Raw genomic sequence first — 21,991 nt, forward strand, 5'->3', positions numbered from 1 at the left:
AGCACTGGACTTGAGGCGTGTTAAGCGCAGCGCCGCTGTGGGAGCGAGCACGCGCCGCCGCGGCCACAGCGGATCGCCGTTGCGCTGAGCATTGCGCTGGGCTGCGAAGCAGCCCCCCGGTTTGCGACCCGTGGTTTTGCGCCAATCGCGAAAAAATACACCAAAGGGTGAATTATTTCGTATCCGCTCGTATCTGAACTGACAGAGCGGTGCTATCGCAGTGATAGCACCTCCCCTGTTCAGCTTTAGAGTGGTCCGCATGAAATTACGTAAGAAGAGCGTCAAACCCATCGGGTTGAATGACATCACCATTGTCGACGACACCAAGGTGCGCAAAGCCATTACCGCCGCCGCCCTGGGTAACGCCATGGAATGGTTCGACTTTGGTGTGTACGGGTTTGTCGCCTATGTGCTGGGCAAGGTGTTCTTCCCGGACGCCTCCCCCAGCATCCAAATGATCGCCGCGCTCGGTACGTTCTCCGTGCCGTTCCTGATCCGCCCCCTTGGCGGCCTGTTCTTCGGGGCGCTCGGCGATAAGTACGGGCGACAGAAAGTCCTCGCGGCGACCATCGTGATCATGTCGCTCAGCACCTTCGCCATCGGCCTGATCCCCGGGTATGCGTCGATTGGCATCTGGGCGCCGATCCTGCTGTTGCTGTGCAAGATGGCCCAAGGTTTCTCGGTGGGCGGCGAGTACACCGGCGCGTCGATCTTCGTCGCCGAATACGCTCCGGATCGCAAGCGCGGCTTCCTCGGCAGTTGGCTGGACTTCGGCTCCATCGCCGGTTTCGTGCTGGGTGCGGGGGTAGTGGTGCTGATTTCCAGCATCCTCGGTGAGCAGCAGTTTGAAGCGTGGGGCTGGCGCCTGCCGTTCTTCCTCGCCCTGCCCCTGGGCATCATCGGCCTGTACCTGCGCCATGCGCTGGAAGAAACCCCGGCGTTCCAGCAGCACATGGACGCGCTCGAACAAGGCGACCGCGAAGGCCTGACCCACGGCCCCAAAGTGTCATTCAAGGAGGTCGCCACCCAGCACTGGCGCAGCCTGCTGACCTGCATCGGCATCGTCGCGGCCACCAACGTGACGTACTACATGCTGCTCACCTACATGCCCAGCTACCTGTCGCATAACCTGCATTACAAAGAAAACAGCGGCGTGCTGATCATCATCGCGATCATGGTCGGCATGCTGTTCGTGCAGCCGTTCATTGGTTTTGTCAGCGACAAGATCGGCCGCAAGCCCTTTATCATCGCCGGCAGCATCGGCCTGCTGTTGCTGTCGATCCCGGCATTCATGCTGATCACCAGCGGCAAGATCGGCCTGATCTTCGCCGGCTTGCTGATCCTGGCCATCGTGCTTAACTTTTTCATCGGTGTCATGGCCTCGACCCTGCCCGCAATGTTCCCCACTCACCTGCGCTACAGTGCGTTGGCCAGCGCGTTCAACGTCTCAGTACTGATCGCGGGCGTGACCCCGACCGTGGTGGCCTGGCTGGTGGAAAGCACGAACGACCTGTACATGCCCGCCTACTACCTGATGGTGTTCGCGGTCGTCGGCCTGGTCACCGGCCTGACCATGAAGGAAACCGCCAACAAACCCTTGCGCGGCGCGGCACCGGCGGCTTCCGACATGGAAGAAGCCAAGGAACTGCTGCAGGAGCATCACGACAATATCGAGCAGAAGATCGAAGACATCGACGCCGAGATTGCCGAGCTTGAGGCCAAGCGCCAGAACCTGGTGCAGCAGCACCCACGAATCAACTAAGACCGACCGCGCGTGGTGGCCCCCGCCACCACGCCTTTGGAGTGTTCAGCATGTTTCCCAGCGTCACCGCAGCCCATTCGTTACTCAGCGCCGATGAACGCGCCGCTATCGCCGAAATAGAAGCCACCACCAGTATCCTGCAACTGGTTACCCGCCTCACCGGCATGCGCTTTGCCGGCATCGCCAAGTTCACCGACCAGGAATGGATCGTGTGTTCAGTGCACGACACCATCGACATGGGCATTCACGTCGACGATGTACTCGACCTGGAAACCACCCTGTGCAGCGAGTTCTGCATCAACCCCCACACCCTGTTTATTCCGCAGGTCAGCGCAAACGGCCGTTTCGCCGCGCGCCCGGTGGTCAAGCAGTTCGCCATCGAGAGCTACGCCGGGGCGCCGATCTTCCTGCCTGACGGTCGCCTGTTCGGCGCATTGTGCGCGCTGGACTCCAGGGCGATGCTGTTTGACGACCCCAACCTGCCGGAAACTCTGAGCCTGTTCGCGCGGCTGATCGGCTGCATCTTCTTCGCTAACCTCACGACGAACGATCGCTGAGCACCGCCTTGCCCCGTAACCCGGCAATATCGCGTTTGGGCGGCACGCCAAACAGGCGGCTGTACTCACGACTGAACTGCGATGGGCTTTCATAACCGACTTTGAACGCAGCACTGGACACATCCTGGTGCTCGTTCAACATCAAACGGCGCGCTTCGTTCAAGCGCAGCCACTTCTGGTACTGCAAGGGACTCATTGCCGTCAGTTGGCGGAAGTGATGGTGAAACGTCGCTGCGCTCATCTGTACCCGCGCCGCCAATTCATCCACGCGCAGCGCCGCATTGTAATTGAGCTTGAGCCAGTCAATCGCCTTGGCGATCCGATAGCCCTGCCCGTCCACGGCGCAAATCTGCCGCAGGCGCCCGGCCTGGTCACTCATTAATAAGCGGTAGTGGACCTCGCGTTGAATCAACGGCGCGAGTATCGCGATCGCCTCAGGCTCATCCAGCAACGCCACCAACCGTGCAAACGAGGCGAGCAAACCCTCGGTGACCGTACCGATACCCACACCTTTCATCACGGACCGCTCACGGGTGGGCGGCAACTCACTCTGGGCGATCAATTCGGCCAGGATGCGCAGGTCCAGTTTGAACGTGAGCCCAAGGCACGGCCGCCCGGGGCTGGCGACCAGTACTTGGGAATTGGCCGGGATGTCCAGCGAAGTCAGCAGAAAGCGCGAGGTGTCGTAGGCGTACCCCTCGCCGCCCACCCACAACTGCTTCTCGCCCTGCACCACAAGCACCACGCTCGGTTCAACCATGCACACCACGGGTGTCGCAGGCTGTTCACGCCGATAAAAACCTAAGCCCGGGATCGGCATGGGCCAGTCGCCGGGCGTCGATAGGCGCGACTCGATCGCCTGCACCAACGCGTGCAGGGGCGTTTGATTGATCGTCATAACCGGTTCTTTCCTCTGATGAGTGGACTGTATCTCGGCCGACACCTGAGTGTATGCGGCAACGGTCAAGACTCAGAGGATCAGGCAAGTAATCCACTGGAACGCACTACAGAAGCTAGCCCCTGGCGGGGAAAATGCACAGGCCCAACTCAATAAGGATCAACCGATGAAACGCCTCTTGCTCACCCTGGGTTTGCTGGTGACTTCTTTTTCTTCACTGGGAGCCGACATGTCCAACGGTGCCAATAATTTCTACACAAGCAGTCAGGTGACTGTCGAAAAGGTCACCTTCAACAATCAATACGGCATGCCGGTGGCAGGCAACCTGTTCATCCCCAAGCACCTCGCCAAAGCCTCGAAAAATGCCGCCCTGGTAGTAGGCCACCCGATGGGGGCGGTCAAGGAACAGAGCGCCAACCTCTATGCCACAAAAATGGCCGAGCAAGGCTTTGTCACCTTGTCGCTGGACCTGTCATTTTGGGGAGCAAGCGCCGGTACGCCGCGCAATGCAGTGCTGCCTGATCTCTACACCGAGGACTTCAGTGCCGCAGTGGACTTCCTCGGCACCCGGCCGCTGGTCGACCGTGAGCGCATCGGTGTGATCGGTATCTGCGGCAGTGGCAGCTTCGCCATCGCGGCGGCCAAGATCGACCCACGCCTGAAGGCTATCGCCACCGTCAGCATGTACGACATGGGCGCCGCCAACCGCAACGGCCTCAAGCACAGCATGACCGTCGAGCAACGCCAGCACGTGCTGATGCAGGCGGCCAACCAGCGTTACGTGGAATTCCAGGGCGGTGAAACCCTGTACACCGGCGGCACGCCGCTCCAGTTGAGCGGCGACCCCATTGGCGATGAGTTTTTCGACTTCTATCGCACCCCGCGCGGCGAATTCACACCGGCCGGTGCGTCGGCGCAAACCACCACCATGCCGACACTGACCAGCAACGTGAAGTTCATGAACTTCTACCCGTTCAATGCCATCGAGACGCTGTCGCCACGCCCGCTGCTGCTGATCGCCGGCGCTGATGCGCACTCCCTTGAGTTCAGCGAGGACGCTTACCAGCGTGCGGCCGAACCCAAGGAGTTGCTGATCATCCCGAACGCCGGTCATGTGGACCTGTACGATCGGGCCGACCTGATCCCGTTCGCCAAGCTCACCCACTTTTTCAAAAGTTACTTGAAATGATCTCGCAAGCCCTTCAGGCGCCCCGTTGGGGCGCGGTATTCGCCCTGGCCCTGGCGGCGTTCGCGCTGGTCGCCTCCGAGTTCATGCCGGTGAGCCTGCTGACACCGCTGGCCGCTGACCTGGGTGTCAGCCCGGGTCAGGCCGGCCAGAGCATTTCGGTGTCCGGCCTGTTCGCGTTGCTGACCAGCCTGGTGATTGCAGCCGTGGCGGCACGTGTGGAGCGCAAGCGCCTGCTGGTGGCGCTGACGCTGCTGATGATTGTCTCCGGGAGCGTGGTGGCTTTTGCGCCGAGCTACCCGGTATTCATGCTGGGCCGCGCGATGATCGGCATGGCCATTGGTGGCTTCTGGTCGCTGTCGGCGGCGACCGCCATGCGCCTGGTGCCCGAGCCCCAGGTGCCGCGCGCCTTGGCAATCGTCAACGGCGGTAATGCCCTGGCAACGGTCATCGCGGCACCACTGGGCAGTTTTCTCGGCGGTTTGATCGGCTGGCGCGGGGCGTTTTTCTGCGTGGTGCCCGTCGCCGTAATCGCGGCAGCCTGGCTGTTGCTCAGCCTGCCACCGATCAGCAGGCACAGCCCGGCAGGCAGCCGCGATGTGCTGCACCTGATGAGGCGCGCGCCAGTAGCGCTGGGCATGCTCGCCGTCAGTGTGTTTTTCATGGGCCAGTTCATGCTGTTCACTTACCTGCGGCCGTTTCTGGAAGGCGTCACGCAGGTCAGTGTATCGCTGTTGTCGTTGATGCTGCTGGTGCTGGGCCTTGCCGGCCTGGTGGGCACGCTGCTGATCGAGCGCTTGTTGAAGAACAGCCTGTTCATGACGTTGATTGGCATTCCCTTGCTGATGGCAGTGCTTGCCTTGGCATTGATTGCGTTCGGCGCCTCCAGCGTTATCACCGGCGTGCTGTTGGCTGCGTGGGGTCTGGTGGCCACTGCCGCACCAGTAGGCTGGTGGACCTGGCTGGCCAAAACCCTGCCCGACGATACCGAGGCAGGGGGCGGCTTGATGGTCGCTATCATCCAACTGGCCATCGCTGCGGGAGCCATGGTGGGGGGTGTGGTGGTTGATCTTTCGGGTTACCCGGCGACGTTTGGGCTCAGCGCTGCGCTGCTTTGCGTTGCCGCAGTGCTTGCGTGGCTCGCCGCACGCGCCGGTCAGCGTGCGCTGTCGATGATCTGCCGAAGTCCGGGGTGAGGCTGTAGCCGGTAATGACAGGGTTCGTAGAAGTCCCACCGCGGGCCGTCTGCGCAGTGACTGCAAAGGCCCGCGCACTGGGGCGACGCCGATGGCGGGGCGAAGACAGCGGCCGTCCTCCCGAGGGCACAGCGCACGCAGCCTTCGAACGACTAATTGTTTTACCGGCGGCGCCGATAACCCTTTATACCCCTGACTTGCAGCGACACCCTGCTGGAAACCATGCCGAACGCTCTCACCCCGACCCTGCGCACATTCTCCGAGCGCACCAGCCTATCGCTGGCGCGTACCTCACTGTTCAAATTCATGGCCTTGCTGGCCCTGGTGTTTGCAACAGCGACCTACTCCTTGATCTACCTCGCCCAGGAACTGGACCGCTCCGAGCAGACTGAAAGCGCGTTCTACACCCGCAAGGCCATGCAATCGCTGGAGAAGTCGCTGCGTGTCACCGTCAAGGACTACGCATTCTGGAGCGATGCCTACAAGCACCTGCACATGCAAGTCGACACCGATTGGGCCTACGCACGGGGCAATGTCGGGGCCACGCTGTATCAAGACTTCGGCTTTCAGGGGCTGTTTGTGGTCGACGACAACAACCGCACGGCTTACTCGGTGGTCAAGGGCGAGCTGTACACTGCCGAGTTGGCGCAGTGGCTCGACCAACCCATCACCGAACTCATCGAACAGGCGCGCGCAGGCGCTGAAAACGAAACACCGGTCACCGCCTTTATCAATGTGCGCGGCAGCCCAGCCCTCGTGGCCGCCGCCGCGATTACCCCCGGCACCGACCCCACGGTGGTACCGGACGACCGGCAGGCCTCGGTGCTGATCTTCATCGACATCCTCAACAGCACCAAACTGGCGGCAATTGGCGACGACTTCGGCGTGGGCAACCTGCATGTCGCCAGCCACGATGAAATCGACAAGACCGTTGTATTCCCCCTTGGCGATCGGGGTGCCGCCGGCAACCTGTACTGGGAGCCGGCACGGCCCGGCTTGCGCTTGATGGGCGTGGGCCTGCCGCTGTTGGGCCTGGCCGCGCTGCTGGTGTGCCTGATGACCTGGGTGATTTTGCGCCGCACCACTGCCGCCGCGCTCGCTCTGGATGCCAGCCATGAATCGCTGCAACACAGCCAGAGCGCCCTGGCCACCAGCGAAGCGCGCTTTCGTGATGTGGTGGAGGCCAGTTCCGACTGGGTCTGGGAAATCGATGCCGATTGGCGCTTCACCTACTTGTCGGAGCGCTTCGAAAGCGTCACCGGGTTGACCCGTGATGCCTGGATAGGCGCGGCCATGAACGACCTGCTGGGCACCGACGCCGGGTTGTTGTCACAGTGGCTGTGCACCCCCGGACGCCGCCCGGACCTCAGCGTGCAGTGCGTGTATGTCGATGGCCAGGGGCAAGAGCGCACCACGCGGTTGTCGGCGCGACAAATGTCTTGTGGCGGTTTTCGCGGCACGGCCACCGACGTCACGGAAGAAGTCGAGGCACGCCGCCGCATTGAATTCCTGTCCCAGCATGACGCCCTGACCGGGCTGCCCAACCGCACGCGCCTGCAAGCCTTCCTCGACGGCAAACTCAAGACGTTGCCCACACCGGAACGCCCGCTGGCCATGCTCAGCCTGGACCTGGACCGCTTCAAGCCGGTCAACGACTTGCTCGGGCATGCCGCCGGCGACCGCGTGCTCAATGAAGTGTCGAACCGCCTGACCGATTGTGTGCGCCATGGTGACCTGGTGGCGCGCGTCGGCGGCGATGAATTTATGCTGATCCTCACCGATGCGGGCGCCCAGGACGAAGTCGAGAACCTGTGCCGGCGCTTGATTGCATCGGTCGAGCGGGCCATCCGCATCGATGAGCAGGAAGTGTTTATCAGCGCCAGCATCGGCATTGCCCTGGCGCCCAATGACGCCCGCGACGTCACCGAACTGCTGCGCTACGCCGATATCGCCCTGTACGAGGCCAAGGCCGCCGGGCGTAATACCTGGCGCTTCTATTCCGGTGAAATGAATGCGCGGATCATCGAACGTCGCCGCCTGGAGAGCGACCTGCGTTACGCGATCAAACATGGGGAGTTGCGCCTGCACTTCCAGCCGCGCTATCGCATTGTCGACGGGCAGATGGTCGGGGCTGAAGCGCTGGTACGCTGGCAACACCCGGTGCGCGGCCTGATCGCCCCGGACACCTTTATTCCGATTGCCGAAGAGTCGGGGTTGATCCTGTCGTTGAGCGACTGGGTGCTCGCAACCGCCTGCGCCTGTGCCGCCGACTGGCCGGAGAACCTGTTTGTGTCGGTCAACCTGTCGCCCATCGAGTTCAAGCGCGGCCACCTGGTGCAACGCGTACGCCATGCCCTGAGTGCCTCGGGGATCGACGCGGCGCGGGTGGAGCTGGAAATTACCGAAAGCGTCATGCTCGAAGACGCCGTCGGCGCCCTGGAGGTGATGCACACCCTCAAACAACTGGGCCTGCGCATTGCCATGGATGATTTCGGCACCGGCTATTCATCCCTGAGCTACCTGCGCGCGTTCCCGTTCGACGGGTTGAAGATAGACCGCAGCTTCCTCACCCGACTGGAGGACAGCGAAGACGACAAAGCCATCATTCAGGCCATCGTCGGCCTCGGACGCGCCCTGGCACTGACCGTAACCGCCGAAGGCATCGAAACCGCCGAGCACCTGACCCTGCTCAAAGCCGTGGCCTGTGATGAGGGCCAGGGCTATTTCCTCAGTCGGCCCTTGGATATCAACGCCTTCAACGAGCTGTTGGTTGCCGATCGCCAGCGCCTCCGGCCTATTTGAAGAAATGACTCGGCGTCTTGCCAAACTGTTTCTTGAACATACTGGTAAAAGCGCTCGGGCTTTCATAGCCCAGCTCCAGGGCCACGTCGATAATCTTCTCTCCCACCGCAATGCGCTCGAGCGCCAGCAGCAACCGCGCTTGCTGGCGCCATTGGCCGAACGTCAGGCCGGTGTCCTTGCGGAACAGGCGCTGGATGGTTTTTTGATCCAGCGCCAACCGCCCACTCCAATCCGCCACGGTCGAGGCGTCGCCGGGGTCGGCTTGCAACGCCTGGCAAACCCGCCTGATGCGCGGGTCGGCGGGCTGCGGCAGGGATAACGGCAGGGCTGGCAAGATGGCCAGTTCATCGAGGATCAGGTGCATGATCCGCGCGTCCCGCGAGTCCTCGGCATACGGCGGTTTCAGGCTGACCGAGGCCTTGATCAGTTCACTCAACAGCGGCGAGATACTCACCGCCTTGGTCTCGGTAGGCAGGTTGGGGAAGCTGTCGGCGCGCACAAACACGCTGCGCATTTTCAATGGCCCCACACAACGCAGCGAATGCACGTGCCCGCTGGGCATCCAGAAGCCGCGATTGGGTGGCACCGTCCACTGTTTATGCGCACACTGCACGACCATCACGCCTTCGGTGGCGTACAACAGTTGATGCTTCTCGTGGCTGTGCGCGGGGATCACCCAGTTTTCCGGGTAGTCGGTGGCCGAACTGATGACGGCCCATTCGCCCTCGTCGATCTCTTGCAGGAATTTATCCAGGGATTTGATCATTTCGCCCTTTTTGCGAGGGTTGGCTCCCGAATTACGCGAGACAGGCATTTTTCGTGAATCTAGCATAAACATCGAAACAATTTGAAATGGCAGCCGGCTCAAGTACTGGCTGCCTCTGTTCGCTGCCTTGTATGGAATGCCTGCATGTCGACACTCACCGCGTCACCCGCTGCTGCAAGCACTACGCCCCAAATAAGCCCGCTGGTCATGCGCATCCTCGGCGCCTGCGCCCTGGCGCACCTGATCAATGACCTGATCCAGGCCGTGCTGCCGTCGATCTACCCGATGCTCAAGGCCAACTACGGGCTGACGTTTACCCAGGTCGGCCTGATCACCCTGACCTTCCAACTGACCGCCTCGCTGCTGCAACCGTGGATCGGCTACCACACCGACCGCCACCCCAAGCCGTGGCTGTTGCCGGCGGGCATGGTGTGCACCCTGGTGGGCATCCTGATGCTGGCATTTGTCGGCAGCTTTCCGGCGATCCTGCTCGCGGCAGCGCTGGTCGGCGTGGGCTCGTCGACCTTCCACCCGGAAACCTCCCGCGTCGCGCGCCTGGCCTCCGGCGGGCGCTACGGCCTGGCGCAGTCGACCTTCCAGGTCGGTGGCAACACCGGCAGTGCCCTGGGCCCGCTGCTCGCGGCGGCGATCATCATTCCCTACGGCCAGGGCCATATCGCCTGGTTCGGGCTGTTTGCCGTGTTTGCGATCCTGGTGCTCTACGGCTTGAGCCGCTGGTACCGCAACCACCTCAACCTGTTCAAGCTCAAGCAAGGCAGCCAGGCCACCCATGGTCTTTCAAAAGGCCGGGTGACCTTTGCCCTGGTGGTGCTGGCCGTGCTGGTATTTTCCAAGTACTTCTACATGTCGAGCCTGACCAGCTACTTCACCTTCTACCTGATCGAAAAATTCAACCTGTCGGTGGCCAGCTCGCAGCTCTACCTGTTCCTGTTCCTCGGCGCGGTGGCCGCCGGCACCTTCTTCGGTGGCCCGATTGGCGACAGGATCGGCCGCAAGAAAGTCATCTGGTTCTCGATCCTCGGGGCCGCACCGTTCACCCTGGCCCTGCCCTACGTCGACCTGTTCTGGACCGCCATCCTCAGCGTGGTGATCGGGTTTATCCTGGCCTCGGCATTCTCGGCCATCGTGGTCTTTGCCCAGGAATTGGTGCCGGGCAATGTGGGCATGATCGCCGGCGTATTCTTCGGCCTGATGTTCGGTTTCAGCGGGATTGGCGCGGCGTTGCTCGGTTTGCTCGCCGATAGCCATGGCATCGAGTATGTCTACACGCTGTGCTCGTTCCTGCCGTTGGTGGGCATCCTGACGATCTTGCTGCCGTCGACCAAAGGCGTGTGACCTGCCGATTACCAGCTGGCCGTATGCCACCACCCTTTATGCTCTGAAAAACCTGCGTGTGCGCTTACAATCCCGGTTTTAGACGCACACCAGGCAGACATGACGCTCGACCCACCTACGATTCTGGCACTGACCGTTGCCTTGGCCGCCGCTGCCGCCCTTTACCTGCTGATTGAATGGCGCAGCGTACGGGAACCATCGCTGCTGCTGTGGAGCACCGGTTTCGCCACCATCACGCTCGGTTCCTTCCTGGCGCTGCTGCGCATCCACGGCTTTTTAGTGATCGGCATCTGGTTCGCCAACGGCTTGCTGGTGACCGCACATTTGCTGTTTTTGCTCGGTGTGGTGCGGTTTACCCAGGTGCGAGTATCGCGAGGCTGGTACCTGGTACTCGTCGCCTGGTTCGGCATGCTGGCATTGCCGGCCGACCCGTCATGGTCCAAAGCCATGCTGGCGGTGCAGTCCCTGTTGGTCGCGCTGCCCACCTTGCGCGCCAGTTTCCTGCTGCGGCCCCATGGCAGTTCATTGAGTGTGGGCGCCGTGCAACTGCGTTATGTGCTGCTGATCCACGGCATCTTTTACCTGGCCAAGGCGCTGTCGGTGGTCATTCCCGGCACCCTGATCGACCTCGCCGCGTTCAAGGGCGAAATCATCCAGATTTCCCTGGTGGAAGGCGCGATGGCGATCATGTTGATTGCACTGTCCATGACCGGCTCCGAGCGCTACCGCCGCGAGCAACAGATCGCCCGCCTCGCCGCCCGCGACCCACTCACCGCCCTCTACAACCGTCGCGCCCTCGACCTGCGCGCGCCGCGCCTGCTGGCCCAGGTCTCCCCGGCCCAACCCGGCGCCCTGCTGCTGATCGACATCGACCATTTCAAAGGGGTCAACGACCTCCACGGCCACACCGCCGGCGACCGTCTGCTGATCGCCTTGAGCGAAATGATTCGCAGCGTCGTGCCCCGAGGCGCACTGGCGGCACGCTTGGGTGGCGATGAGTTCGTGATCCTGCTGTGCCCGGCGTCAACCGAGCAGATTGTCGAACTGGGCAGCAGCTTGCGCGAGCAGTTTCAACAACTGGCCGCGCAGAGCTTCAGCACCCCGGCGCCGGTGACCTTGAGTATTGGCGCGAACCTGTTCGACCAGGCGCCGGCGAGCCTGGCGGCCTTGATTGAGCAAGGGGATTCGACGTTGTATGAGTCCAAGCGTGGGGGGCGCGATAGCCTTCGTGTGGTGGATCGGACGAACAGGGCCATGCCTGGCTAATGGTTACCCAATGACGCTTGGCGTGGCGGCTGGTGGGGGCTTTCATACCAGCCTGGCCAAGGTGAAGCCGCCGAGCCACCAGGCCATCGCCACGGTTGAGGTTTCCAGCGCCACACACAGCCCGCCCAGCACAAAGAACAGCGGGATATTTTCCAGATCAGTCGCCCAGGCTTTGCTCGATTGGCCAACCTCTAGCCGCTCCACCGTTCCCGCCGACGGCGCGACCTGGCAAGTGATGCGCGCCGCTTTCGCCGATTATTCAGCGCTGGTTTTGTGAAATATCTGTACGTAGACTGCGGCGATACCTCAACTGAAGGCGGCGAAGAAAACGTCATGCAAGTTACCGAAGTCTCCATTGCCCAATTGCGCGCTGCGCTTGAATCCGGCCAGACCACTGCCGTTGAACTGGTCAAGGCTTACCTCGCACGTATCGATGCCTACGACGGCCCGCAGACTGCTACGGCGTTGAATGCCGTGGTGGTGCGCAACCCCGCCGCCCTCGCTGAAGCCGAGGCATCCGATGCGCGTCGCGCCAAGGGCGAAACGTTGGGGCCACTGGATGGCATTCCCTATACCGCCAAGGACAGTTACCTGGTCAAGGGCCTGACCGCGGCCTCCGGCAGCCCGGCGTTTGCCAGGCTTGTCGCCCAGCGCGACGCCTTCACTATCGAACGCCTGCGGGCCGGTGGCGCGATCTGCCTGGGCAAGACCAATATGCCGCCGATGGCCAATGGCGGCATGCAGCGTGGCGTGTATGGCCGCGCCGAAAGCCCCTACAACGCCCACTACCTCACCGCGCCGTTTGCCTCCGGCTCGTCCAACGGCGCCGGCACCGCCACGGCCGCCAGCTTCGCTGCGTTTGGCCTGGCGGAAGAAACCTGGTCAAGCGGGCGCGGCCCGGCGTCCAACAATGGCTTGTGCGCCTATACCCCGTCCCGTGGGGTGATTTCGGTGCGCGGCAACTGGCCATTAACCCCGACCATGGACGTGGTGGTGCCCTATGCGCGCACCATGGCCGACCTGTTGGAAGTGCTTGACGTGGTGGTCGCCGAAGACCCCAACACCCGTGGCGACCTGTGGCGCCTGCAACCCTGGGTGCCGATCCCCAGCGTCGCCTCGGTGCGCCCCGCGTCTTACGCTGAACTGGCTGTCGACGCCAGCGACCTTGCCGGCAAACGCTTTGGCGTGCCACGCATGTACATCAACGCCGATCCCGACGCCGGCACCAGTGAAAAACCTGGTATCGGCGGTCCGACCGGGCAAAAGATCAACACCCGCGCCAGTGTGATCGACCTCTGGAACGCCGCCCGCCAGGCCCTGGAAGCCGCCGGCGCCGAAGTCATCGAAGTGGACTTCCCACTGGTGTCCAACTGCGAAGGCGACCGCCCCGGCGCGCCGACGGTGTTTACCCGTGGCCTGGTGTCCAAGGAATTCCTGCACGACGAGTTGTGGGAGCTTTCTGCGTGGGCCTTCGATGACTTCCTGCGCGCCAACAACGACCCGGCGCTCAACTGCCTGGCGGATGTGGACGGCCCGAACATCTTCCCCCACGACCCCGGCACTCTGCCCAACCGCGAAGACGACCTGGCCGCCGGCATGGACGAATACGTGCGCATGGCCCAGCGTGGCATCAAGCCGTGGGACGAGATCGACACTGTTCCTGATGGCCTGCGCGGCCTGGAGCAAACCCGGCGCATCGACCTGGAAGAGTGGATGGATAAGCTCGGCCTCGACGCCGTGTTGTTCCCCACCGTCGCCGACGTAGGTCCGGCGGACGCCGATGTGAACGAAGTCAGCGCCGACATCGCCTGGAGCAACGGCATCTGGGTAGCCAACGGCAACCTCGCCATCCGCCACCTGGGCGTGCCCACCGTTACCGTGCCGATGGGCGTGATGGCGGACATCGGCATGCCGGTGGGGCTGACGTTTGCCGGGCGGGCCTATGATGACTCGGCGTTGCTGCGCTTTGCTTCGGCTTACGAGGCGACCGGTAACAAGCGCCTGATTCCGCCGCGTACGCCGCCATTGGCCCAACACTAACTGAGTCACTGCAATCGAAGTGTAGGAGCGAGGGGGACGCCTAGTTCTTGCTCGCGAAGAACCTCAACGATAACGCGGGAAACCTGATCCCCCCGCGGCGTTCTCGGGTTTTTCGCGAGCAAGCCCGCTCCCACAGAGGTAGTGAGGCCTCTCACATTTTTTAGTGCATTCAGATCAGACAGGGTTGCGACGTAACCACTCATCCACCACATCGCCCAGGGTCTTGGGCGTTTCGTTGCGTATCCAGGCCATGAAGGGGCGGTCGAATTTAAACCTGGGGCCGCACTGTGCAAGCATGAAGCGGCGCACGTTCTGGGTGTTTTTGTAGTGTGGGGTCACAGGGGTGGCGCGGGTGATCGGGTGGCTGTGCCAGTCAATAACCATTTTTGTCGCTCGCACGGTTTGGGGGCTTGCCGCCAGCATAGCGATGTACCGGTGGCGCAGGAAGCGCAAAGGCTGCTGGCTGGACGTCCTGGCTCACCACGCCACCGCCCTGCGCACCTTCGTCAATGCGTCGCGCAGGGCCGGCATGTCCACCGAGCCCAAGGCCAGGCGCAGCGCGTGGGGCACATGGGCCGACACGGCAAATGGTTCGGCGGTGGACACCGAAATACCCTCGCGCTGCAAGGCCATGGCGACCTGGTCGGCCCGGGCATCCTCAGCCAGCGGCAACCACAAAAAGTACGATGACGGGTGGCTGGTATACGCGAGGCCCTTCAGTACCCGAGCGGCCAAGGCTTGCCGCGCCTGGGCGTCCTGACGCTTTTGCGCCTCCAGCTGCGCCACCGTGCCATCTTCGAGCCAGGCCACCGCAATGGCACTCATCACGCCGGGAACGTTCCAGGTGGTGGCCATGATCGTGCGTTCCAACACCTTCACCCAGGCCACGGGCGCGGCAATGAACCCTACGCGCAGCCCGGTGGCGACACTCTTCGACAAACCACCCACATACACCGTGCGTTCCGGCGCCAGGCTTGCCACGGGCGCTGGCGCGTGTTCGGCCAGAAACGCGTAGGCCGCGTCTTCGATGATCATCAGGTTGTGCTGACGGGCAATGGCCACCAGTTGCTCGCGCTGGGCCAGGTCCATCACCCAGCCCAACGGATTGTGCAGGGTCGGCATGCTGTATACCGCGCGCACCGGGCGCTTGCGGCACAGGGTGTGCAGGTCATCCAGGTCCGGGCCAACCGCCGTGACCGGGATCGCGACCATCTCCAGGTGCAGGGTTTCGGCCAGCACCTTGAAGCCCGAGTAGGTCAATGCGTCCACGGCGATCACGTCCCCCGGCTTGAGCAGCGCCATCAGGGTCACTGCCAGGCCGTGCTGGGCGCCGCTGACCACCAGCACCTGGTCGGCCGCGACCGTCAGCCCTCGGCTCAGAAGATGGCGTGCAACCGCAGCGCGCTCATGCAGGCGACCGGCATGGGGCTGATAACGCAACAACGCCTCCAGGTCGCCAGACAGCGCCAACTGGCGCAACGCAGTGCGCAGCAAGTCGGCCTGGCCCGGCAACGACGGGTAGTTGAAATTGAGGTCAACCATGCCCGGCGCGACCGTCATCTGCCCACTGCCCTGCCCCGGCGGCAACCCGACCTCGCGCACAAAGGTGCCACGCCCGGTTTCGCCGCTGACCAGGCCCATGGCCTCAAGCTCGGCGTACACACGGCTTGCGGTGGCCAGAGCAAGGCCATGGTCGACGGCCAATTGGCGGTGAGTGGGCAGACGCGTGCCGGGGGGCATTTCCCCGCAGCGAATCGCGCAGGCAAAGGTGTCGACCAACGACTTGTAGCGGGCGCGCGGCATCGGCGATGTATCCATGACAATTTTTTGATTGTCTCAATCTTGGTCCCTAGGATGGCTCGCACGCAACGCCTCCTTTTCTCGGACCACCTCCATGGAACGCACCTCACCGCTCGGCAGCCTGGGCAGCAGCACCCAGGGTTGGATCAACGGTTTTATCGGCGTATTGATTTTCAGCGGCTCACTGCCCGCCACGCGCCTGGCCGTGATGGAGTTCGACCCCGTGTTCCTCACCATGCTTCGCGCCGCCATTGCCGCTGTGCTGGGGTTGCTCCTGTTGTGGCTGTTCAAGGAGCAACGCCCCGCGCGCAACCAGTGGGTGCCTCTGGTAATGGTGGCCTTGGGCGTGGTGATCGGCTTCCCGCTGCTTACCGCCCTGGCGCTGCAATACGTGACTTCCGCGCACTCCATCGTGTTCATCGGCTTGCTACCGCTGGCCACGGCGGTCTTTGGCGTCCTGCGCGGCGGCGAGCGACCGCCGCCGGTGTTCTGGCTGTTTTCGATCCTGGGCAGTGTGCTGGTGATGGGCTACGCCTTCGCCCAAGGCGTGAGCGCCGCACCCACCGGTGACGTGCTGATGCTGTTGGCGGTGCTGGTCTGCGGCCTGGGGTATGCCGAAGGCGCCAAGCTGTCGCGCAGCCTGGGCGGCTGGCAAGTGATCTGCTGGGCGCTGGTGGTGTCGTTGCCGGTGGTGCTGCCGCTGAGCCTGATCCTCGCGCCATCGAGCTTTACCGGCATCAGCCTGCCGGCCTGGCTGAGCCTGGGCTATGTGGCGCTGTTCAGCATGTTGATCGGCTTTGTGTTCTGGTACCGCGGGCTGGCCCAGGGTGGCATCGCCGCCGTTGGCCAACTGCAGTTGCTGCAGCCATTCTTCGGCCTGGCGCTGGCGGCGGGCCTGCTGCATGAGCCGGTAAGCCTGGGCATGCTGCTGGTCACGGTGGCGGTGATCGGCTGTGTGGCCGGCGCCAAGCGGTTTGCGCGCTAGCGACGCGGTTGGCCGAACCTGGTCTACAGTGATTGTCACCGCCCATCGAGGACCGCACCGATGACTCGTCTCACCGCGAAAGACTTTGCCCCCGAATTGCTGGAGCTCTATGACGGTTACGCCCATGGCAGGATCAACCGCCGTGAATTCCTCGACCGCGCCGCGCTGTTCACCTTTGGCGGCCTCACCGCCTCAGCCCTGCTCGCGTGCCTGAGCCCCAACTACGCGCTGGCCGAACAGGTCAAATTCACCGACCCGGACATCGTCGCCGACTACATCACCTACCCCTCGCCCAAGGGCAACGGCACCGTGCGCGGTTACCAGGTGCGCCCGGCCAAGGCGCCGGGCAAGTTGCCTGCGGTGGTGGTAGTCCACGAAAACCGTGGCCTCAACCCCTATATCGAAGACGTTGCGCGACGCCTGGCCAAGGCCGGCTTCATCGCCCTGGCGCCGGACGGCCTGACCTCGGTCGGCGGCTACCCCGGCAACGATGAAAAAGGCGTAGCCCTGCAACAGACCGTCGATCCCACCAAGCTGATGAACGATTTCTTCGCCGCCATCGAATGGCTGATGCAGCACGACAGCAGCACCGGCAAAGTCGGTATCACAGGCTTCTGCTACGGCGGCGGCGTGACCAACGCAGCGGCGGTGGCCTACCCGGAACTGGGCGCGGCGGTGTCGTTCTACGGGCGCCAGCCGCAAGCCAAGGACGTGCCGCGTATCAAGGCGCCGATCATGTTGCATTACGGCGAGCTGGACACACGGATCAATGAGGGCTGGCCCGCGTATGAGCAAGCGCTGAAGGCGGCGGGTACGACCTACGAGGCGTTTATCTACAAGGGCGCCAATCACGGTTTCCATAATGATTCGACACCACGTTATGACGAAGCGGCGGCGAACCTGGCATGGGAGCGCACGCTGGGGTGGTTCCGCAAATACCTGGTTTAAGCACTCGCCTCTTCCAGCAGCCAGCGTTTGAAGGCCGTCATCGCTGGCGTTTCGGCCCGCGACTGCAAGCGGGTCAGCCAGTAGCTGCCGGTGGTGATGCCCACCTCGAACGGTTGGCGGATCACATCGCTCTGCAGTTGGCGCGCGAACATCAGCCCCGGCGCCAGGGCGATGCCGGCCCCTTGCAGCGCCGCTTCCATCATCGCCACCGACGAATCGAAGACAATACTACGCGGCACCCGGGTATCGGCGGGTAACCCGGCGGCCTGGAACCACAGGTTCCATTCATCGGCGCGGTAGGAGCGCAGCAAGGTGTGTTTCACTACGTCGGCGGGCGTGTGCAACCGGTCGGCGAGGTGCGGCACGCACAGCACCGTCAGCGGCGCCTCCAGCAGTTGGCAGGCTTCGGTGCCGTGCCACGCGCCGGCACCGAAGCGGACTGCGTAGTCCAGGCCTTCGGCGGCCACGTCGACGCGGTTATTGTGGGTCGACAGGCGCAGGTCAATAAACGGATAACGCACCTGGAACCCCGGCAGGCGCGGCAACAGCCAACCGACGGCGAAGGTACCCACGGCGCCCACGGTCAGCACTTCACAGTAATGCCCGCCTTCGAACTGTCCCAAGGTATTGGCGATGCGGTCAAAGGATTCGCGCAACACCGGCAGCAGCGTTTCGCCTTCGCGGGTGAGCATCAGCCCCTCGGCAAACGCTTGAACAAGGTGACATTCAATTGCGCTTCCAGGCTTTTTACCTGGTGACTGACTGCCGCCTGGGTCACGCACAGTTCGATGGCCGCACGGGTAAAGCTCAAGTGCCGGGCCGAAGCCTCGAAGGCCCGTAGGGCATTGAGGGGCAGATGGGAACGCAGCATGGTTAGCCCTAAATTTTCTAATGGCTGGCGTGAAATATCATCGGTTGTCGACAGCAGGCAATCTGCCTAGATTTGCCGCCTCTGCGCACGTGTAGAGCGCCAATGAATGCCCAACATGGAAACGAATAACCATGCATGAAAAATCCTCCCCCAACCTGAGAAACGTCCTGTTTTCAGCCCTGCTATTCGGCTCCAGCACCTGCATGGCCGCCACCGATTGGCGTAAGGTCGTGGACGATAGCGTTGAACCGCTGATGCAGCAACAGGCGATCGCCGGCCTGGCGGTCGCGGTGGTGAATAACGGCCAGGTGCACTACTTCAACTACGGTGTCGCCTCCAAGGACAGCAAACAACCGGTCACCGAAAACACCCTGTTTGAAATCGGCTCGGTCAGTAAAACCTTCACCGCAACCCTGGGGGGTTACGCCCAGGCCATCGGCAAGCTCAAGCTCACCGACAAGGCCAGCGCACACTTGCCTGCACTCAAGGGCAGCGCCTTCGACCGCATCAGCCTGTTGCAACTGGCCACCTACACCGCGGGCGGCTTACCCCTGCAATTCCCGCAGTCGGCCGACAGTGCCGAGACCATGCTCAGCTACTTCCAGCACTGGAAACCGACATACGCCCCAGGCACCCGGCGCCTCTATTCCAACCCGAGCATCGGCCTGTTCGGCTACCTCGCGGCGCAAAGCCTGGGCCAGCCGTTCAAGGTGGCCATGGAGAACACCCTGTTGCCCCAGTTGGGCCTGAAAAACACCTACATCAGCGTGCCTGCCGACAAGGCCGCGCTCTATGCCCAAGGCTACGACAAGCAGCAGAAACCGCTGCGCGTCAGCCCCGGCGCACTGGACAGCGAAGCCTATGGCATCAAGACCAGCGCCCATGACCTGGCGCATTACGTCATGCTCAACATGCACCCCGACACCTTGGAAAAGCCTCTGCAACAGGCCATCGCCACCACCCACACCGGTTACTACACGTTGAACGGCATGACCCAGGGCCTGGGTTGGGAGTACTACCCCTACCCGGTCACGCTGCAAGCCTTGATCGACGGCAATTCCACACCGATGGCGATGCAGGCGCACAAGGCCGACTGGCTGGCGACACCCCACGTGCAGCCCGCCAATGTGCTGTTCAACAAAACCGGCTCCACCGGCGGGTTTGGTGCGTACGTGGCCTATGTACCGAGCAAGGACATCGGCGTGGTGATCCTGGCGAACAAGAACTACCCGAACGCCGAACGGGTCAAGGTGGCGCATGCGATCCTGAGTGCCCTGGGGAGTAAACCGCTTAACCAGCAGGCGCTTGTCGTCATTGTCTTCAGGAACGGGCTGGAAATGGATGTCACCAAGAGCCGGCGAGCTGGCAACGTTGCCGGGAACAATCAGCGCGTTAATCGCCACTTTGATCCCGGCTTAACACTCTTTGACAATTTACCAACAAAGCTGACAAAGATTATTGGACAGCCCTGCCCTAGCATTCGAGCATCCAAACAACCATCCGGGTGCTTTTCATGTTTCGCACATTGCGCGGTATTCCGCTGCTGGGTTGCCTGCTGGGCAGTGTCGGCTGCCATGGGCCGGCGCCTGCCCCGCCGACCATCCAAAAGGGCGATTACAGTGCGATCATCCGCTACCTGCAAAACCGAATTCCCCAAGCCATCGCCCAAGACAACGTAGCCGGCCTGTCCATTGCCTTGGTCAATGGCAAGGAGCTGATCTGGGCGCGCGGCTTCGGCCTGGCCGATAAGGCCGGCGGCGTGCCGGTCACACCCAACACGGCGTTCCGCGCCGGCGGTATCTCCAAACTGCTGACCGCCACGGCGTCGTTGCAATTGGTGGAGCAGCAACGACTGGCGTTGGATGCGCCGATCCAGCGCACCCTGAGCGAGTTCCATGTACGCTCGCGCTTTCATGCCGACCAGGATGCCGCGGACCGCGACATCACCCTGCGACGCGTGCTCAGCCACCAGTCCGGCTTGCCCAGCGAATACCTGCGCGACCTGCGCAGCACGTACGCCATGGACCAGATGCCCACGCGCCTGTCGGGCGTATGGCTCAGCAGCCCACCGGGCTCGCAGGTGACGTACTCCAACCTCGGCTATGCGCTGGCGGGCGCTGCGATCGAACGCAGCAGTGGCAAGCGCTTCGAAACCCAGCTGCAAAACAGCCTGCTCAGGCCTCTGGAGATGGACCAGTCGAGCTTTGTCGGCACGCGAATGCAGCAGACCTACCGCGCCCAAGGCTATGAGGACGGCATCGCCAGCCCCGATGCCCCGGTGCGAGACCTCGCTGCCGGTGGCCTGTGGAGCACCCCCAAAGACCTCGGCCATTACGTTCAGATGCTGTTCGCCCAAGGGGTCTACAAAGGCAACCGCGTGCTGAGCAGCGCGTCGATCAATGAGATGTTCAGCCAGCAGAATGCCGGCAATGCACTGGACTTCGACTGCCAGATGGGGCTGGGTTGGTTTCTCGCGCCCTGCGGCGATGCACCGGTTGGCGCGGGGGTACGCACCTACCAGCACAGCGGTGGTGGCGACGATTTTGCCGCGCAGTTGAGCCTGCTGCCCGACCAGCAGTTGGCAGTGATCATCATGGCCAATGATGGCAACGCCGACGAACTGGTGGCCACGCTGGCCACCGACACCCTGCGCCTGATGCTGCAGGCCCAGACGGGCAATTCCGTCTGCGCCGACGACTGCCAGTCCCCCGGCCATGGCCTCAAGGCGCGCCATGTGCCGGCCGCCATCGACCGCAAGCGCCTGGCCGGGTTCTACGCAACCGCCTGGGGTGTGTTCCGAATCAAGGATGACGAGAGCCGCCTGTCGGGCGAACTGGCCGGGTTCCACTTCGAGCTGCTGCGCGACGACGATGGCTGGTTGCGCGCACAGAAAAAAGTCCTGGGCCTGTGGTTCAAAGACCTTGGAGAGCTGGGCAGCATGCAACTGGACGTGGTCACGGTGCAGGGCCGCCAGATGCTCATCGCGCGCAGCCATGGTCAGCGCATTGCCATTGGCGAGCGCGTCGAGCCGCCCCCCTTGCCGCTGGCCTGGGCCGACACCATCGGCACCTATCAGGTGCTCAACACCCATGAACCCGACGCGCCGCTGAGCGGTATCAGCGTGCGCCTGGAAGAAGGCTACCTGGTGATCCGTGGCCAACTGCACGACGAGCCGCTGACCGACTACATCCTGCTGCCCGTCGACGACGCCCACGCGGTGCTGGCCGGTAATGGCTATGGCCTGGGCGATACCGTGAGCCGCCAGATCAATGGCCTCAGCGCCTCGGGTTATCGCTTCAAGCGAACCCTTTCGCCCCCTATCAAATTGAGTTTCTGAACCTCGGCTGAACGCAAGCGCATCAGTGCCCGCCAGTACAATTTCCCAACAGAACTGAACGGACCCTGCGGGTATGTTGCTGGCCAATAACGCATTGCCTCCCTCTATCAACGAACTGACGCACGGACGCGTTGGCTGCCGTGTTCATCGAATCAACACCGCAGCCACTGGACTTCACCGAGGAACACTTATCAAGCCTTTTAACCGATCGCATGCCGGCT

16 protein-coding genes and 2 pseudogenes are annotated in these 21,991 nt (G+C 62.8%); 12 read left to right on the forward strand and 6 right to left on the reverse strand.

Annotation, left to right across the window (positions count from 1 at the left end):
* Positions 1-259 precede the first annotated feature (259 nt).
* A complete protein-coding gene (proP, locus tag AB4O05_RS19680; RefSeq protein ID WP_460135831.1) occupies positions 260-1,762 on the forward strand; it encodes a glycine betaine/L-proline transporter ProP in 1,503 nt (500 codons plus the stop codon).
* 50 nt (positions 1,763-1,812) lie between these two features.
* Positions 1,813-2,319 (forward strand): GAF domain-containing protein, encoded by a 507-nt coding sequence (locus AB4O05_RS19685; protein ID WP_460135829.1) that lies wholly within the window; start codon positions 1,813-1,815, stop codon positions 2,317-2,319.
* Here AB4O05_RS19685 and AB4O05_RS19690 read toward each other — a convergent pair.
* Positions 2,300-3,217 carry an AraC family transcriptional regulator gene (locus tag AB4O05_RS19690; RefSeq protein WP_460135828.1) on the reverse strand — a complete coding sequence of 306 codons (918 nt, stop codon included), beginning with the start codon at positions 3,215-3,217 and terminating at the stop codon, positions 2,300-2,302. The two genes, AB4O05_RS19685 and AB4O05_RS19690, sit on opposite strands and share 20 nt — an antisense overlap.
* Before the next feature lie 166 nt (positions 3,218-3,383).
* On the opposite strand from AB4O05_RS19690, the gene AB4O05_RS19695 reads away from it, so the two are divergent.
* The 3 genes from AB4O05_RS19695 (at position 3,384) to AB4O05_RS19705 (ending at position 8,401) form a co-directional block, all read left to right on the forward strand.
* Entirely contained in the window at positions 3,384-4,406 is a 1,023-nt protein-coding gene (locus AB4O05_RS19695; RefSeq protein ID WP_460135826.1) for an alpha/beta hydrolase, read from the forward strand.
* Positions 4,403-5,599 (forward strand): MFS transporter, encoded by a 1,197-nt coding sequence (locus AB4O05_RS19700; protein WP_460135824.1) that lies wholly within the window; start codon positions 4,403-4,405, stop codon positions 5,597-5,599. Before AB4O05_RS19695 ends, AB4O05_RS19700 begins: the two co-directional genes overlap by 4 nt.
* 222 nt (positions 5,600-5,821) lie before the next feature.
* Positions 5,822-8,401, forward strand: a complete 2,580-nt coding sequence (locus tag AB4O05_RS19705; RefSeq protein WP_460135822.1) for a bifunctional diguanylate cyclase/phosphodiesterase — start codon at positions 5,822-5,824, stop codon at positions 8,399-8,401.
* On the opposite strand, the gene AB4O05_RS19710 is transcribed toward AB4O05_RS19705, so the two are convergent.
* On the reverse strand, positions 8,394-9,215 hold the full coding sequence (locus AB4O05_RS19710) for an AraC family transcriptional regulator (RefSeq protein WP_460135820.1): 822 nt from the start codon (positions 9,213-9,215) through the stop codon (positions 8,394-8,396). The genes AB4O05_RS19705 and AB4O05_RS19710 overlap by 8 nt on opposite strands.
* A 96-nt stretch (positions 9,216-9,311) precedes the next feature.
* On the opposite strand from AB4O05_RS19710, the gene AB4O05_RS19715 reads away from it, so the two are divergent.
* The gene (locus tag AB4O05_RS19715; protein WP_460135818.1) at positions 9,312-10,523 is read left to right on the forward strand and encodes an MFS transporter; all 1,212 of its coding nucleotides are present in this window, start codon (positions 9,312-9,314) and stop codon (positions 10,521-10,523) included.
* A 99-nt stretch (positions 10,524-10,622) separates the two neighbouring features.
* Entirely contained in the window at positions 10,623-11,789 is a 1,167-nt protein-coding gene (locus AB4O05_RS19720; RefSeq protein WP_460135817.1) for a GGDEF domain-containing protein, read from the forward strand.
* Positions 11,790-11,831: 42 nt separating this feature from the next.
* On the opposite strand, the gene AB4O05_RS19725 is transcribed toward AB4O05_RS19720, so the two are convergent.
* Positions 11,832-11,993 (reverse strand): hypothetical protein, encoded by a 162-nt coding sequence (locus AB4O05_RS19725; RefSeq protein WP_460135815.1) that lies wholly within the window; start codon positions 11,991-11,993, stop codon positions 11,832-11,834.
* A 129-nt stretch (positions 11,994-12,122) separates the two neighbouring features.
* On the opposite strand from AB4O05_RS19725, the gene AB4O05_RS19730 reads away from it, so the two are divergent.
* Positions 12,123-13,829, forward strand: a complete 1,707-nt coding sequence (locus AB4O05_RS19730) for an amidase (RefSeq protein WP_460135813.1) — start codon at positions 12,123-12,125, stop codon at positions 13,827-13,829.
* Positions 13,830-14,003: 174 nt separating this feature from the next.
* Here AB4O05_RS19730 and AB4O05_RS19735 read toward each other — a convergent pair whose 3' ends face one another.
* Together AB4O05_RS19735 and AB4O05_RS19740 are read right to left on the reverse strand one after the other, a co-directional pair.
* The gene (locus AB4O05_RS19735; protein ID WP_460135811.1) at positions 14,004-14,213 is read right to left on the reverse strand and encodes a DUF6434 domain-containing protein; all 210 of its coding nucleotides are present in this window, start codon (positions 14,211-14,213) and stop codon (positions 14,004-14,006) included.
* A 93-nt stretch (positions 14,214-14,306) separates the two neighbouring features.
* Positions 14,307-15,632: an aminotransferase-like domain-containing protein gene (locus AB4O05_RS19740; RefSeq protein ID WP_460135810.1), complete on the reverse strand. Its 1,326-nt coding sequence runs from the start codon at positions 15,630-15,632 to the stop codon at positions 14,307-14,309.
* 91 nt (positions 15,633-15,723) lie between these two features.
* Between AB4O05_RS19740 and AB4O05_RS19745 the strand changes: the two genes are divergently transcribed.
* Together AB4O05_RS19745 and yghX are read left to right on the forward strand one after the other, a co-directional pair.
* Positions 15,724-16,614: a DMT family transporter gene (locus tag AB4O05_RS19745; protein ID WP_460135808.1), complete on the forward strand. Its 891-nt coding sequence runs from the start codon at positions 15,724-15,726 to the stop codon at positions 16,612-16,614.
* Between the two features lie 60 nt (positions 16,615-16,674).
* Positions 16,675-17,562, forward strand: a complete 888-nt coding sequence (gene yghX, locus AB4O05_RS19750; protein ID WP_460135806.1) for a YghX family hydrolase — start codon at positions 16,675-16,677, stop codon at positions 17,560-17,562.
* On the opposite strand, the pseudogene AB4O05_RS19755 reads toward yghX, so the two are convergent.
* A pseudogene (locus AB4O05_RS19755) lies at positions 17,559-18,433 on the reverse strand (LysR family transcriptional regulator). The gene yghX and the pseudogene AB4O05_RS19755 sit on opposite strands and share 4 nt — an antisense overlap.
* 131 nt (positions 18,434-18,564) lie before the next feature.
* On the opposite strand from AB4O05_RS19755, the pseudogene ampC reads away from it, so the two are divergent.
* Both ampC and AB4O05_RS19765 read left to right on the forward strand, forming a co-directional pair.
* A pseudogene (gene ampC / locus AB4O05_RS19760) lies at positions 18,565-19,719 on the forward strand (class C beta-lactamase); the annotation flags it as partial.
* A gap of 227 nt (positions 19,720-19,946) precedes the next feature.
* A complete protein-coding gene (locus AB4O05_RS19765) occupies positions 19,947-21,770 on the forward strand; it encodes a serine hydrolase domain-containing protein (RefSeq protein WP_460135802.1) in 1,824 nt (607 codons plus the stop codon).
* Positions 21,771-21,991: the final 221 nt, after the last annotated feature.

It is taken from the genome of Pseudomonas sp. S1_G07, assembly GCF_054668565.1.